The organism is Paraliobacillus sp. PM-2, from assembly GCF_001368815.1.
Classification (GTDB): domain Bacteria; phylum Bacillota; class Bacilli; order Bacillales; family Amphibacillaceae; genus Paraliobacillus.
The window spans coordinates 120,704-136,101 of the sequence record NZ_CTEI01000003.1; the positions used below are offsets into that span (position 1 = coordinate 120,704).

Consider the following 15,398-nt stretch of genomic DNA (forward strand, 5'->3'; position numbering starts at 1 on the left):
TTTTAAATTGTTTATATCTTTCATGCAATGGCTCGATACATAAGCGAAAGTAAAGGAGCATAACAATGATGAAACATCTTATTATTGGCGCTGGGATACTGGGGGCCTCCACAGCCTATCATTTGGCAAGAAAAGGGGTGAATGTAACTGTTATTGATGAAAAACATGCTGGTCAAGCAACAGACGCTGCAGCTGGAATTGTGTGTCCTTGGTTATCACAACGTAGAAATAAACGATGGTATTTCTTAGCTAAAGAAGGCGCCCGTTATTATCAAACGTTAATAAAACAATTAGCTGAAGATGGTGAATTAGATACTGGTTACAAACAAGTTGGTGCCATTAGTATTAGACAATCGGAAGAAAAGCTAGATGCCATGCTGAAACGTGCACTGAAGCGAAGAGAAGACGCACCAGAAATTGGAGAGTTAACTAAATTAACACCCGAGCAAACGAAAGAAATGTTTCCACCTCTTGACGGAGAATTTGGAGCAATTCATGTAAGTGGAGCTGCTCGAGTGAATGGAAGGAAACTGCGTGATGCATTAATACGTGCAGCACAGAAACACGGGGCAAATGTCATTCAAGGAAATGCTTGGCTAAAACAAGAGAAGCAGCAAGTCTATGCGATGGTAGATGATCAACCTATCTTCGCAGATCACATCATTATTACTGCTGGTGTATGGAGTAAACAACTATTATTACCACTCGGCATTAATTTTTTAGTAGAAGCTCAAAAAGCACAAATCATGCATATGCAATTACCTAACACGGATACAAGTGAATGGCCGGTTGTTATGCCTCCGAGTGACCATTATTTAGTAGCATATGATGACCAACGAATTATAGCCGGTGCTACACATGAAAATAATTTAGGATTTGATCAGCGGGTGACACCCATTGGTTTGCAAGAGATTCTAAATAAATCACTTGATATTGCACCTGGGTTAGCACAAAGTACTGTGCTTGAAACTCGGGTAGGTTTTCGACCAAGTACACCGGGATTTTTACCTGTGATCGGTCAGCTCCCAGGTTTTGATCAATTATTTACAGCAAATGGGCTAGGCTCGTCAGGCTTAACGACAGGACCATTTCTCGGACAACAATTGGCACACCTTGTTTTAGGAGAATCGATGCGTATTGACCCTAATGATTATCCTGTTGCTGGAGCAATCGAATAAAGTGGGTTTTCGGTGATTAGCTCTTCTATTGAGCCTCTCTTTATTCGAATGAAGCTGTTTTTCGGTCAATCGATAGTCAAATTGTAGAAAACAAAAAATAGATGTAGCGATTAAACTACATCTATTTTTCATGCATTTATTTAAATGTGAAAGTCATCTGTTACTGCACCTTTTGAAGAACAAGACACATTGTGTGCGTACTTACCTAATACACCTTTACTATACAATGGTGGCGCAGTCCAGTTTTGTTTTCTTTGTTCTATTTCTTCTTCCGTTACATCCATGAGAATCTCTTGCCTGTCCGAATCAATGGTAACAATATCACCTTCTTGCAAGTATGCAATTGGTCCACCTACTTGTGCTTCTGGTGCAATATGACCTACTACTAATCCATGTGTTCCTCCGGAGAAGCGTCCATCAGTTAATAGGGCCACTTTTTCTCCAAGTCCTTTTCCGACGAGGATTGCCGAAATAGATAGCATCTCAGGCATTCCAGGTCCACCTTTAGGTCCAACATTTCGAATAACGAGTACATCGCCCTCGTTAATTTCATTTTTCATCACAGCATTGGTTGCTTTCGTTTCATTATCAAATACTCGAGCAGGACCAGTATGACGTTTTACTTTGACCCCTGATACTTTAGCTACTGCTCCTTTTGGCGCTAAATTACCTTTCAAAATTACTAATGGTCCTGTTTTACGATATGGTTTCTCTAATGGCAAGATAATCTCCTGCCCTTCAGCTAAGTCAGGCGCATCCGCTAGATTCTCAGCAATTGTCTTACCAGTTACTGTTAGACAATCTCCATGCAAGTAGCCATTTTCATACAACATTTTCATTACGGCCGGCACACCGCCAACTTTATATAAATCTTCCATCACGTATTTCCCACTAGGCTTCAAATCAGCAAGATGTGGTACATTCTTCTGAATACGATCAAAGTCATCAATCGTTAAATCTACCTCAGCAGCATGAGCAATTGCCAATAAGTGTAAGACTGCATTTGTTGAACCACCAAGCGACATGACAACTGTAATCGCATTTTCAAATGCCTTTTTCGTTAAAATATGCTTTGGATAGATGCCTTGTTCTAATAGTTTATAAACTGCTTCACCAGCAAGTTTTGTATCTTCATATTTATCAGGTGATTCAGCCGGATGTGAAGAACTACCAGGTAAGCTCATGCCTAATGCTTCTACAGCAGATGCCATCGTATTCGCTGTGTACATTCCACCACAAGAACCTGCGCCAGGACAAGCATGACACTCTATACCGTGCAATTCTTCATCTGAAATATCACCATTATTATGTTTTCCTACCCCTTCAAAAACAGACACGATATCTAGCTTTTCACCGTTACGATACCCAGGTGCAATTGTTCCACCATAGACAAACACGGCTGGAACATCAGAGCGAGCAATGGAAATTAAACAACCAGGAATATTCTTATCACACCCACCAATTGCAACATAGCCATCTAGGTTCTCGGCTCCAACAACGGTTTCAATTGAATCAGCAATTACATCACGGCTAGGTAAGGAATATCGCATTCCCTCTGTTCCCATCGAAATACCGTCTGATACAGTAATCGTATTAAAAATTAGCGGCACACCACCTGCTTCTCTTGCACCTTCTTTCGCTTGTTCCGCTAAATCATGTAAATGAATATTACAAGGTGTTACTTCACTCCAAGTGCTTGCAACACCAATCATTGGCTTTTTGAAGTCTTCATCGGTTACCCCAACTGCACGAAGCATGGCTCTGTTCGGTGCACGCTTAGAGTCATCAAATACATTACTTTTGATTCTTAAATCTTTTGACATTACTCTCCCTCCAATTCTCTTTCTATTAACTATAATCCTTCAAGCTGATCTTTTCAATATTTTTTATATTTTCTGAAAATATTTTTTTAATAGCTATTCACAATATCTTAATTTTTATCTCGAAAAATAACTGTCGTATAGATTTGCGCACTTGCTTTCGGATTAATGTACCTTTTAGCACTATTCACAGCAGCCATCGCTTCGGTATAACCAGTTGCTATTAGATTTGTTTTACCTGGGTAAATTGCTGTATCCCCTGCAACAAATAGACCTTCTATGTTCGTGGTCATTTCTGTGTTTGTTAACACTCGTCCTTGTTCTGTATCTAATCCCCATGCTTGAGAAGGTGCTGAACGTTGCTCAATTCCCTCATAAACCAATACATCATCGACAACAATTCGTTCCTCTACACCGTTTGAATTGACAACCATCACTTCTTTCACTTGATTATGCTGTCTACTTACTTCTTTCAAGATCACTCCATTTTGCTCTTTTATACTACTTTCTGCTAAACGTTGAAAGTCTTTTTCTTTGGCCTTTTGGTAGGTTGTCTTCTGGTTACACACATATACTTGCTTTGCTATACTTTCTATTTTACATGCCCAGTCTAATCCAATTCGACTATTGGTAAAAATAACAACACGTTTACCTTCATACTGCTTCCAATTCTCCATCGTCGTATGAACATTTTCATCTTTCTTAACATCAAAAAGTTCTGGACCTACAATGGAAAATTCACCATTACCAGCTGCCAGTATAATTGTTTTTGACCAATGAATTTCACCACCTGCTGTTGTTAAAAAAAATGTTCCATCTGCTTTCTTTTCTATCGTTTCTACCCACTGATTGTGTATCATAGTCGGATCAAACATGTGTGCTTGCTTCATTGTTTGTTGAACAATCTCTTCTCCTGTAGCACCAGGCATCGCTCCAAGGTCATAAACATTTTTTTCAGGATAAAACAAAGCTACTTTACCACCAAAATGTGAGCTTGCTTCGATTAGTTTAGTCTTCATTTCTCTTAAGCCACTGTAAAAAGCAGCATATAGCCCTGTTGTTCCTCCACCTATAATGGTTACATCATATAATTCAAGATCTTTATCCAACGCCGAACCCCCTCCTTTCAAATATTCCCACTATTTTATAATCCTATTTATTCTTACTAATTCACAAAAATGATAGTTTCAATGACTCCGTTACCTTTCACTGCTGGCGGACGCTTTCCACGGGCATGGCTTGAGCCTCCTCGGAAGAATCCCACTTCCTGTGGGGTCTCAAGACACATGCCTTTCCCGCAGGAGTCGCCACCATCCGCTCCAGGTAACTCAGCATGAACATGATTCGTTTATTATGTAATATATCAAATAGAAGCTGCGTATTGTACCCTAACAATCAGATATTTAATTATTTTTATCTTGAAACATCATCACAGGTATTAGTTTTATGATGTTAATAGTTCAACAAAAACACCTCAGACTTTCATGTCAGCTGAGGTGTTTTACTATCTATTCTTATGAAATAATGACCCGATTCGTTTGCTTTAATTCGTTTATGTTACGAACGCCTAAAGCAAACATAGCCATTTGCATTTCTAATTCTCTTGTCTCCATTAATTCTAACAATTTATCAACCGATTCTGTTGCTTCACGTAAAATCGATCGTGCGAAACCAACCATATCAGCACCAATGGCAATTGCCTTTGCTGCGTCTAAGCCTGTCTTCATTCCACCACTTGCGATGACAGGAATATCTGATACATGATCTCGGACAGATACAATACTTTCAACCGTCGGAATACCCCAGTCAACAAAGGCTTCAGCTGCTTCTTTTTTTATCTTATCTTTTGAACGCAACTTTTCTACTTGACTCCAAGACGTACCACCAGCACCTGCTACGTCAATAAATGAAACACCAACATCACGTAACTGCTTTGCTACAGTTCCATCAATTCCCCAACCAACTTCTTTAACACCTACAGGAATATCTAACTTCTTCACAAGTGATTCTATTTTGCCTAATAAATGAGCAAAATTTGTATCCCCGCCTGTTTGGATGACTTCTTGAATGGCATTTAAGTGAAGTACCAATACATCCGCTTCTGTAATATCTACAATTTGTTGGCACTTCTCCACACCAAAACCATAATTTAATTGAACCGCACCTAGATTAGCAATGATCGGAACAGTTGGAGCATACTTTCTAATTTGAAATGAAGGCCGGAATTCTTTATTTTCTACTAACGCACGCGTGGATCCTAATGCAAACGTCCATCCTCTTTCTTCTGCGGCAATAGCTAAATTTCGATTAATCGTTTCTGCTAGTTCTGCTCCACCAGTCATGGAACTTATTAGAAAAGGTGTTTTCCGTTTAAAACCAAGAAATGACTGCGTTAATGACACATCATCTAAGTCAATTTCAGGCAACGCATTATGAACCAAACGCACCGATTCCATTCCTGTTGTAATTGTTTTACCTGTTACTTGATCTGTTAAACAAAGCTCAATGTGCTCTGCTTTTCGTTTATTAATTGATTCTGACATATTGAGGTCCCCTTTACTGATAACTATGTATAATTTCATTAGCCACAAGTGTTCCAGACAGTATTACCATAGGGGTTACCCCACCTAGATGACAAGTTGTGAACACATTGTACTTAGTCCTAAAACAAATTGCAGAATTCCGCATCCACTTGTTGAAGTTTACTCCCAATAGTTGTTTGCTTCTCCACTACTGTAACGGAAAATTCATGATAAGCCAACCGAATAGCATAACTAAGTCCTCCTAGTCGGCGCCAACAATTACCACATTGTTCATAAACATTTCGTTCTTCCTTTCCATTATAACCCACATCCCAAAAACTATTGATTAATTAATCCATGCTAATAATCACCAGCAGCAATACACCAAACGGAAGAAACAAGCTGTAAATAGAAGAGAGTTGATTAGCTTTATCAATCAAAGATTTCATTAAAACGATAATACTTCACCAAAAAAATGTACCAAGCATTTATTTTAAAATGCTTTTTCAATAAATAATAACGCAAATAATAATAAAATAACTGCTCAAAACGTTCATTTTTTTCTGCGATAATCATACTGATACCTACCCTCTATCATGAAGATAAATACAAGGCTTAATATTCCAATAACTGTTAGCCCTAACCGAAGCCCAATCATCCCAAATAAAAATATCATCCCCTGAAAAACCCAGCTAACTTTACGATGAATTGTTTTTTGCTTTGGATACATTGGAAAAAGATAAGACAAAATCGCGCCTATAATAAACCATGTAATAAAATTGCTAAGAGGTATACCAAAATAAGCACCTGAGCCATTCCATTCCCAAAACATAGATGCTTCTGCAACAGGATCTAAAATAAGATCAAGCACAACAATCCAGATTCCTGTTTCTAAAGCACGCATATGTTTTGATTTTTGATTTGCTACATACAAGCTATTAAGTAATACACCTACCCATGCAAGAGAAATCGTTATGGGTACACCCAAAACCTTAGGACCGAGTATAGATGAATATTGATAGCTTCCAAAAGGATAACCAGTAGCTACACTCCATGCCTCTATTGAAAAAGTAACAACACATACAATAAATAAAGCAAGAACATAACGAAAGGAATAATTGGTTTGTTTGATGGTTAATTCAACTAGACAAAAAGCATAAAAGACAAGAAATAAAGGTTGAGAGAATGCTAGAAAACTTGGAACCTCCCAAAAAACTTGAAGAACAAATCCGATCACATACCACGTAGTAAATATTGGAAATATAAACAAACGATTTGTTTGAGCTGACATAAGTAATGACCTACTAGGTTGTTAACTGCAATAGTAGTTTACTTTTTCGTTTGTTTGTCACGATTGCTCGTTGTGTAAAAACCTGATAGTCGTTCTCTTCTACTACTTGAATAATTTCACGATAATATCCAGCAGCTAGTTTCATAGATAAGGCACTTTTTCTTGGATATTCATGAATATAAAGAAGCCCATCATTAAACCATTGATCCGCTTGGTTCGTTAAATCTCTAATTACCGCACGCAAAGAGTCATTGACAATTTGATTCTCCCAATCTTTAATTGAGTATCCGTGTTTTTCCATAATCTTTAATGGGACGTATCTTCTACCTAATCGTTGATCTGCGCCAATATCTCTAATAATATTCACAATCTGCATGGCTTTACCAAGTGCAATACCCGCTTCTACAACATGTTGATTAGAATTTTCATGTAACACAGGAATTAACATTTCTCCTACTGACCCAGCAACGCGATAACAGTAATCCTCTAAATCATCCATTGTGTCATAAGTTGTTTTATAATAATCTAATCGTTGCCCACTCATCTGAACATAATAAGGTTCTTTTGACAACTGAAATGTATCCATTACCCAACGCAAAGCTGGCCATATAAAATGTCCATCTGCTTGGTCTAAATGAGTAAAATGATAATCTAATTCTTCTAATGTATATATTGACTCATCTGGATCATCCACAGCGTCGTCAATCATTCGACAAAAAGCATAGATAACATAGACCGCTTCTCGCTGTTGCCTCGGTAAAATTTTAAAAGCATGATAAAAACTTGATGACCCCTTTTTTATCATTTCTTTACAAGCAAGAGCTACACGTTCATCTAACATGTTTTTTTCCCCTCTTCTTTAAAATATTGAGCTAATAGACGAGCGCCTTGCATAACAATTGGAACACCACCACCTGGATGAACGGAAGCACCAACAGCAAACAAACCATTAATTTTTGAATGGATGATTTGTGGTCTAAATCCACCAGATTGTGCCATGTTTGGTGCCACACCAAAGCTTCCTCCTAGATACAACCCGTCTAACTCTGCTTCTCTGGGCGTCCGAATGGATTGCCATTCAATCGCCTGTCGTAATCCTTTAAAACTTTTTTTCTCTATTCTATCGATCTGGCTATCTACTAATTTGTTTAATTCTTCTTCACTAGGATTAATGGATGCTGGTACAGGAATGAGCATATATAAAACGCTTTTTCCTTCAGGAGCTGCATCTGGATCAATGGCAACTGGATTGAAAACATAGCAAGAAGGATCTGATGGAATGGCTTCCCCATTAACAACCTGCTTCATAAAATGATCAAAATCCTCTGATAAAAAGAATTGATGTGTTAAGCTTTCTGAATACCTTTCCGTTACTCCTAAATAAACCAATACACAGCCAGAAGAGGGAGTTAATCTTTTTTTCATTTGATATTTCTCTGGTAATAAATAATCAATCGTTGGATAGTCCCCATTAAAAACAACATAATAAAATGGCTTAAAATCGCCCTTAACTGTTATTCCTGTTACTGTTTCAGTTTTACTGTCAATAACAATTTGATCTACTGGATGCTCTCTATAGATCTTGATACCTCTTATTTTACAAATTGACTCTAGTATAGGAACTAAACTAGCGTAACCACCTTTAAGGTACCAAATGCCATAAGCATGCTCACTATATGAAATCAATCCATACAATGCAGGCACCTGATGTGGTGCTCCACCAATGTACAGTGTTTGTAGCGCATACCCATGTTTTAATCGTTGATCTTTAAAAAAAGTCGATAAATAGTTGGAAACATATTGATAAGATTGTGAAGACAAAACGAATTTAATATTTTGAAGCGACAAAAAATCTCGCTTATTTATAAAAATTTTAGATAAAAAAGCATCCGTTCCGAAGTCATATACTTTTTTCATCTGATGCATATAACGTTTATAACCAAAAGACTCTCCAGGGAAGGTCTTTTCAATCTCTTCTTGTTGACGTTTATCATCTCGCCACTTTCGATATATGGTTCCATCTGCATAATGAATATCATATAACGGATCACAAGGAATTAAATGAAGTTTATCTTTGCTCACACCAGCTTCTTCTAAAATATCGATCAACAACTCTGGTAATAGTACAATTGTAGGCCCTTGATCTATCCGGTACTCTCCATTTGATTCGAATGTTAATCGGCCACCGAGATAATTTTCTTTTTCATAAATACTAACTTGATGTCCTTGTTTATTTAATAACAATGCAGCAGTTAAACCACCTATACCAGCACCAATAATAGCCGTTCTCATTAGAAATGTTCCTTTACGGCCGCTACTTCCTCGTCAAACGAAACAACATCTTTCAAATCGTATTGTTGCTGTAGCAAATCAGCGCTTATAATAGCCGATTGAAAAATAGTTGGTAATCCACTGCCAGGATGGGTGCCTCCTCCAACCAAAAAGCAATGCTCCACATCTTCAAATTTATTGTGTGGTCGAAAATACATCATTTGATCCAACGTGTGTGATAAGTTAAATGTAGCGCCGCGATAGACATTATAATTCTTCTCCCATTCAAGTGGGGACACAATTTTTTCAACTTCTATTCTATCACGAATATCTACCAGACCTGGCTCTCTTTCTAATCTTTCTAGAATTTGCTCTCTTATCAGCGGTTTTTGTTCTTCCCAGTTAATAGCTGCTTCCAAATTAGGAACAGGCATCAATACATATAAGGAAGATTTTCCTTCTGGTGCTAGCGTCGGGTCCAAACGGGATGGGTTGTGCACATAAATGGATGGATCCTCTGAAATCCGTCCGTACTTTGTGATATCATCGACATTCTGCTTATAATCATTAGCGAATAATACCATATGATGTGGTAAATCTAATTCGCCATCCACACCAAGATACAGCATGAAAGTTGATAATGATAAACCCTTTTTCTTTAATCGTTCCTTTTTATATTTACGTAAAACCTTTTGATCAAATAAATGTGTCATTGCATAGCCAAAATCAGCATTAATAATAACATCATTCGCTCGTAAGACACTACCATCATCTAATTGAACACCAACTGCCTCACCCTTATTCACCAACACTTGCTCTACATTAGTATTGGTTAAAATATCGCCACCATTTTCTTTAATTACTTTTGCCATCGCGTGACAAACTTGATTCACTCCTCCAATTGGGTGAAATAAACCATAGCGATGTTCTAAAAAAGATAAAATTGTAAAAGTACCAGGACAATCCCATGCAGACATGCCTAAATACTTCGCCTGAAAAGAGAAAGCCCATTTCAATCGTTCATCAGAAAAATATTTTGATAGTCTTTTATATACAGTATCAAAAGCATTTAATCGAGGTAATGCCCGCCACATGTCTTTTGTGAAAAAATCCCCAATACTTGTAAATGGTTGCTTTAATAGAGCAATCACTCGATCAAATTTTTCTCCCTCTATTCGAAGAAAACGTTCATATCCTTCTTCATTCCCAGGAAATAGACGACCAATATCTTCCTTTGTTTTTTCACTATCTGTGCTTGGTGAAAAAGAAACCTCACCAAATTTCAATGTATATAACGGATTAACTTCTTGCATATCAACATAATCATGTAAGTTTCGGCCAGACCGAACAAATACTTCCTCTAGAATCTGTGGCATCATAAAAAACGTTGGCCCCAAATCAAAATGATAGTCTCCTACCGTTAACTTAGAAGTACGTCCACCAATTTGCGGTTGCTTTTCTAACACCTTCACCTGATATCCTGCTGTACTTAACTGCATAGCAGCAGCTAAGCCACCTGGGCCTGCACCAACAACTATCACCTGTTTATTCATCATTTATCCTCCTATGCAGCGCATATAAAAAACCTGTCGAAAAAAGGTTCGTGACATACAATGACTGTAATTATATAATGATTGTATAACTTTTGTATAGATTTATAACCTTTTTCTAAAAAGTTAAACCACTTTTTGTTATCATTAGGTGAAAACTTTTTGACAATAACTTTTAGAGAAAACGTAGAAAGCGAGCGATTATATGTACGGGATTAAAAAAGCTGCAGCATTAGTTGGTTTAACACCAATTACATTGCGAGCATGGGAACAGCGATATGGTGTGATCGTTCCAGAACGAACAAAAGGCGGTACACGTATCTATACAGAACAAAATATTAATGATTTACTTTGGGTCATACAGTATAAAAAAGAACATAAAATATCTGTTCAACAAGCAATGGCTATGTTGAAAGGGTTAAAAAAGTATGATAATGATAAGCACTTAGGTAACATAACTGAATTAAGAGATACACAAATATTAGATAACATATTTGAAGCATTGGCTAACTATCAAACGGTTTATGCTACCCACACCATAAACACCTTATTATCAACGTACGATTCGGAAGATGTATTTCATCACGTCTGCCTTCCACTCTTATATAAAGTTGGCGAAGAATGGGAGAAGGGAAACTTACTCGTTGCGCAGGAACATTTTATTAGTCAATTTATTAGACAAAAAATAATGCATTTTTATCAAGCTATTGATTATGCACAAACACATCCAAAAGCATTAGCTATTTGTCCCCCACAAGAACTTCATAATATAGGTCTTTTGCTATTTTCACTTTTCCTACAAAAAAGAAATGTTGATGTTTTATTTATTGGAGAGAATACGCCAATAGAAGATCTCGTTTCACTAATTGAAATAAATCATATTAAATTGATTTGTTTCTCTGTAACAATGGAAGAACACATTAATGATTTAGAAGCGTTTATTGAGCTTATTTCTCAACAAAAACCAGGGTTGGACTTTGTTATCGGGGGTTATGCTGCACCGAAAGTATCTGAAACCTATCAACACTACGTTATTTCTGGAGAAATAGAAGACTGGAAAGTATGGTTTAAGCAATCTACTTTTAGTAGTAAATGATAAAGTTGAAAAATTAACAAAGTAAGTCTTTAGCTAACTCCTTTTTCCTTTTCCTAAACTGCTTCATTTCGTTACCTGTGCTAAAATAGATATAATTTAACATATTGGAGATGAATGAATAATGAAGCAAGAGATAATTGATCGTTTCACTTCATACGCGAAAGTGGATACACAGTCTAATGAGGCAAATCCTAATTGTCCCTCGACTGAAGGACAATGGACATTAGCACATAAGCTTGAAAAAGAATTAAAGGCTATTGGCATGCAAGATGTAACCATTGATGAACATTGTTACTTGATGGCTACACTTCCATCAAACACAGAAAAAAATGTGCCAACCATTGGATTTTTAGCACATTTAGACACAGCAACAGACTTTACTGGAAAGAATGTAAAACCACAAATCATTAATGATTATGATGGTAACGATATTGTCTTACAAAAAGAGCAAGGGGTTGTTCTAAAGGTACAAGATTACCCAGAATTACATCATTATAAAGGTCATACCTTGATTACGACAGATGGAACAACACTACTCGGCGCAGATAACAAAGCAGGTATTGCAGAAATTATGACTGCAATGGATTACCTTATCACTCACCCAGAAATTAAACATGGCGACATACGTGTTGCCTTTACTCCAGATGAAGAAATTGGACGTGGTCCACATAAATTTGATGTGAAAAGGTTCGGGGCTGACTTTGCTTATACAGTAGATGGTGGGCCGTTAGGCGAGTTACAATTTGAGAGCTTTAATGCTGCCGTAGCAAAAATCACCTTTAAAGGAAATAACGTACATCCAGGAACAGCTAAAAATAAAATGGTTCATGCTTTAAAAATAGCAATGGCTTTCCACGATCGCTTACCAGCTAACGAAGCACCCGAATTCACCGAAGGCTATGAAGGCTTTTATCACTTGCTTTCAATGGAGGGTGATGTTGAAACTGCACAACTCTATTACATCATCAGAGACCATGATAAAGATCAATTTGTTGAGAAGAAAGCTTTAATAGAGAAGATAGCACTAGAATTTAATAAAAAATACGGTACAGATACAATTGCTTTAGATATGAAAGATCAGTACTACAATATGAGAGAAAAGATTGAACCCGTTCATGAAATTGTAGAGATTGCTTCTAACGCTATGAAAAAATTAAATATAGAGCCAATCATTCAACCAATTCGTGGTGGCACAGATGGTTCACAACTCTCATTCATGGGCTTACCGACACCAAACCTATTTACTGGTGGAGAGAACTTTCATGGAAAATATGAGTATATATCTGTAGATAATATGAAAAAGGCAGTGCAAACAATTGTAGAAATCAGTCGATTATTTGAACTAGAAGCATAAACACCAACACAAGAACCCTCATTCGATTTGTTATATAATAAAAAAGGATTGGTTGTGATGAACTGTACGCTCAAAACCAATCCTTTTCATATTAATTTCTCGGTGGCTCCCTTAATTCTTCACCATTTTTCCCTTGATAACGCAACCCCCAACTTGTTATAGCTGATACAAACATAACAATAACTAAGAACCAACCTTGAAAGACAAATGGAAAGACATCGGTTGGATTAACGGTGGGTAACCATTGATAAGTTTCTTGCATCATATTAATTGTAGACCACCCAAGTAGTACTGGTGCTCCCCAAGGGAAGATATAACCTAATGCGGATGTAATAGCATCAAGCATATTCGCCCGGCGATAAGCATGAATTTTATACCTGTCACCTAACTCTCGAACAAACGGAGCAGCGGCTATTTCTGCTGCAGTATTAATAGTAATCGCACTATTTAACAGTGCAACAATTGCCCAAATGGAAAACTCTGCGCGTCTCACTGATGTTTTAATCCACTTAACCAATACGCTTGTAATAACTCTCATTGTTCCACCCAGCTTCAATAGATGAGCTGATGCCACAATTAATAATATTAAAATTGCCATATTTATATAACCAGTAATTCCATCAATAAGTGCACCTTCTATTACTGCATCTGAATTTGGATTAAACGAAATAATAGCTGAAAATTCACCAATTGGAAAAATAACAACCATCATAATCGCCGTTAGGATTCCCCATGTTAAAGATGTTAGTAAATGATGTCCAGATATCGCCAAAACAAGTACAATAACAAATGGAATCAGCATCAATAATCCAGAGGGACTAACTGTTTCATTTATTGCTACTTGATTTTCCAATGTATTCCCCTCACCAAAAATAATAAACAAAATCATCGTAGGGATTGCTGCACTAATTGCATATTTAAACCGACTCTTCACAACTCCTGGCACATCAGCATCTTGCGTCGTTGCTGAAACAATCGTTGTATCAGAAACAGGTGCCAAGTTATCACCAAATACTGCACCAGCAAGAATGGCTGCAAATAACATAGTTGGATCTGCTCCTGTAGCAACACCTGCTGGGTACATTAATGTACAAAAAGCAACAGTAGTTCCATACCCTGTACCAACCGCTGTAGAGAAGGTTGCTGCTAGAATAAAGGTAAGTGCAACAAATAAACCACCAGTAAAACCTGTAGCTGTACCTACCCATACCAGTCCTTCTACCAGGCCACCAACTTGCAAAACTTGCGCAAACATACCGGCATAAAACCAAGCTACCATGGCTACTACCCCAATAGGTTGAGCTAGTCCATCAAATAAGCCTTGTGCATAATCAGCCCATTTACTCTTACATAAAAATAAACCTAATGTGATACCTATTACAGCACCCATGACTAATCCAATTTCAGAAGATAATTGCAAGACACTTGTAGTAATCGCCCATACGACGAAAAAAAGTAATGGCACTGATGCCCCAAACGCTCCTAAACGAAAGGATAGGCTACTTATCTGCGTATCCCCTGTCGCTCGTTTGAGTTCTTTTTCTTGTTGCATAATAGTCCTCCTTAGATCTAAATCTCTTATTTGAAAAGAATATCTATTATTTTATCATAATCATTAGAAATTTCAGAAGAATGTAAAAAACAATTTTATGAATTTTTTTAAACAATTAAAAAGAAATAAATAAGATGTTGCGCAATTATTTTAAAAATTTTAGATAAAAATGGGAACGTTTTTTTATTTTTATCTGTCTACTATATGATTAACTTTTTAGAAAGGAAGGGACCCTATTATGAAAAAAGTAGTAGTGATTTCTTTATTATTTATCGGTTTTTTACTACCAACTACATTAGCACATGCAGAAGAGAATACTTCTACTAGTGAAATAACGGTAAACATGCAAACATTGAATAACATTACAAATACAACAAATACAGTTAGTGTATACGGGTCAACACTATATTCTAGTAGTAGTTTAGATAGTAGTACCACTGTAGATACAGTTGGTTTACGTATTTATCTTCAGAGGAAACAAAGTAGTTGGGTTAACACTACACAAAGCAAAGAGTATACAGATTCTAATACCTCTTCCATTAGTAGAACAACTAGTTTCCAATTGCAACGTGGTTATTACTATCGTGTAAAAATTGTTCATTTCATTAAAGATAATGGTTCATATGAAAGTGATATAACATATTCAAGCATAATAGATTTTAGATAAAATAAAAGGTTCTCTGTCAAATGTGGTGGTGTGGTTCTCGCTCCACCATCTCTTTTATAAAACGCTTATTATAAGTAATGCTTGTACCTAAACCGCA

At 36.9% G+C, this 15,398-nt stretch carries 12 protein-coding genes; 4 read left to right on the forward strand and 8 right to left on the reverse strand.

Annotated features, from left to right (window positions below; genetic code table 11):
* Positions 1–65 precede the first annotated feature (65 nt).
* Positions 66–1,178, forward strand: a complete 1,113-nt coding sequence (locus BN1058_RS13195; RefSeq protein WP_090858660.1) for an NAD(P)/FAD-dependent oxidoreductase — start codon at positions 66–68, stop codon at positions 1,176–1,178.
* Between the two features lie 140 nt (positions 1,179–1,318).
* On the opposite strand, the gene ilvD is transcribed toward BN1058_RS13195, so the two are convergent.
* The 7 genes from ilvD to BN1058_RS13230 form a co-directional block, all read right to left on the reverse strand.
* Entirely contained in the window at positions 1,319–3,001 is a 1,683-nt protein-coding gene (gene ilvD, locus BN1058_RS13200; RefSeq protein WP_090858663.1) for a dihydroxy-acid dehydratase, read from the reverse strand.
* Positions 3,002–3,108: 107 nt separating this feature from the next.
* Positions 3,109–4,107 (reverse strand): NAD(P)/FAD-dependent oxidoreductase, encoded by a 999-nt coding sequence (locus BN1058_RS13205; protein WP_176694528.1) that lies wholly within the window; start codon positions 4,105–4,107, stop codon positions 3,109–3,111.
* Between the two features lie 405 nt (positions 4,108–4,512).
* Positions 4,513–5,541, reverse strand: coding sequence for a type 2 isopentenyl-diphosphate Delta-isomerase (gene fni / locus BN1058_RS13210; protein WP_090858667.1), 1,029 nt, complete (start codon positions 5,539–5,541; stop codon positions 4,513–4,515).
* 532 nt (positions 5,542–6,073) lie between these two features.
* Positions 6,074–6,811, reverse strand: a complete 738-nt coding sequence (locus BN1058_RS13215) for a carotenoid biosynthesis protein (protein ID WP_090858671.1) — start codon at positions 6,809–6,811, stop codon at positions 6,074–6,076.
* 13 nt (positions 6,812–6,824) lie between these two features.
* On the reverse strand, positions 6,825–7,652 hold the full coding sequence (locus tag BN1058_RS13220) for a phytoene/squalene synthase family protein (protein WP_090858674.1): 828 nt from the start codon (positions 7,650–7,652) through the stop codon (positions 6,825–6,827).
* Positions 7,646–9,103 (reverse strand): phytoene desaturase family protein, encoded by a 1,458-nt coding sequence (locus BN1058_RS13225; protein ID WP_090858677.1) that lies wholly within the window; start codon positions 9,101–9,103, stop codon positions 7,646–7,648. Before BN1058_RS13225 ends, BN1058_RS13220 begins: the two co-directional genes overlap by 7 nt.
* A complete protein-coding gene (locus BN1058_RS13230) occupies positions 9,103–10,635 on the reverse strand; it encodes a phytoene desaturase family protein (RefSeq protein ID WP_090858680.1) in 1,533 nt (510 codons plus the stop codon). Before BN1058_RS13230 ends, BN1058_RS13225 begins: the two co-directional genes overlap by 1 nt.
* Positions 10,636–10,837: 202 nt before the next feature.
* Between BN1058_RS13230 and BN1058_RS13235 the strand changes: the two genes are divergently transcribed.
* A complete protein-coding gene (locus BN1058_RS13235) occupies positions 10,838–11,728 on the forward strand; it encodes a MerR family transcriptional regulator (protein WP_090858684.1) in 891 nt (296 codons plus the stop codon).
* A gap of 121 nt (positions 11,729–11,849) precedes the next feature.
* A complete protein-coding gene (gene pepT, locus BN1058_RS13240) occupies positions 11,850–13,082 on the forward strand; it encodes a peptidase T (RefSeq protein ID WP_090858687.1) in 1,233 nt (410 codons plus the stop codon).
* Between the two features lie 91 nt (positions 13,083–13,173).
* On the opposite strand, the gene BN1058_RS13245 is transcribed toward pepT, so the two are convergent.
* On the reverse strand, positions 13,174–14,634 hold the full coding sequence (locus BN1058_RS13245) for a Na+/H+ antiporter NhaC family protein (protein ID WP_090858690.1): 1,461 nt from the start codon (positions 14,632–14,634) through the stop codon (positions 13,174–13,176).
* A 238-nt stretch (positions 14,635–14,872) separates the two neighbouring features.
* Here BN1058_RS13245 and BN1058_RS13250 point away from each other — a divergent pair, with 238 nt between their 5' ends.
* On the forward strand, positions 14,873–15,301 hold the full coding sequence (locus BN1058_RS13250) for a hypothetical protein (RefSeq protein WP_090858693.1): 429 nt from the start codon (positions 14,873–14,875) through the stop codon (positions 15,299–15,301).
* Positions 15,302–15,398 lie beyond the last annotated feature (97 nt).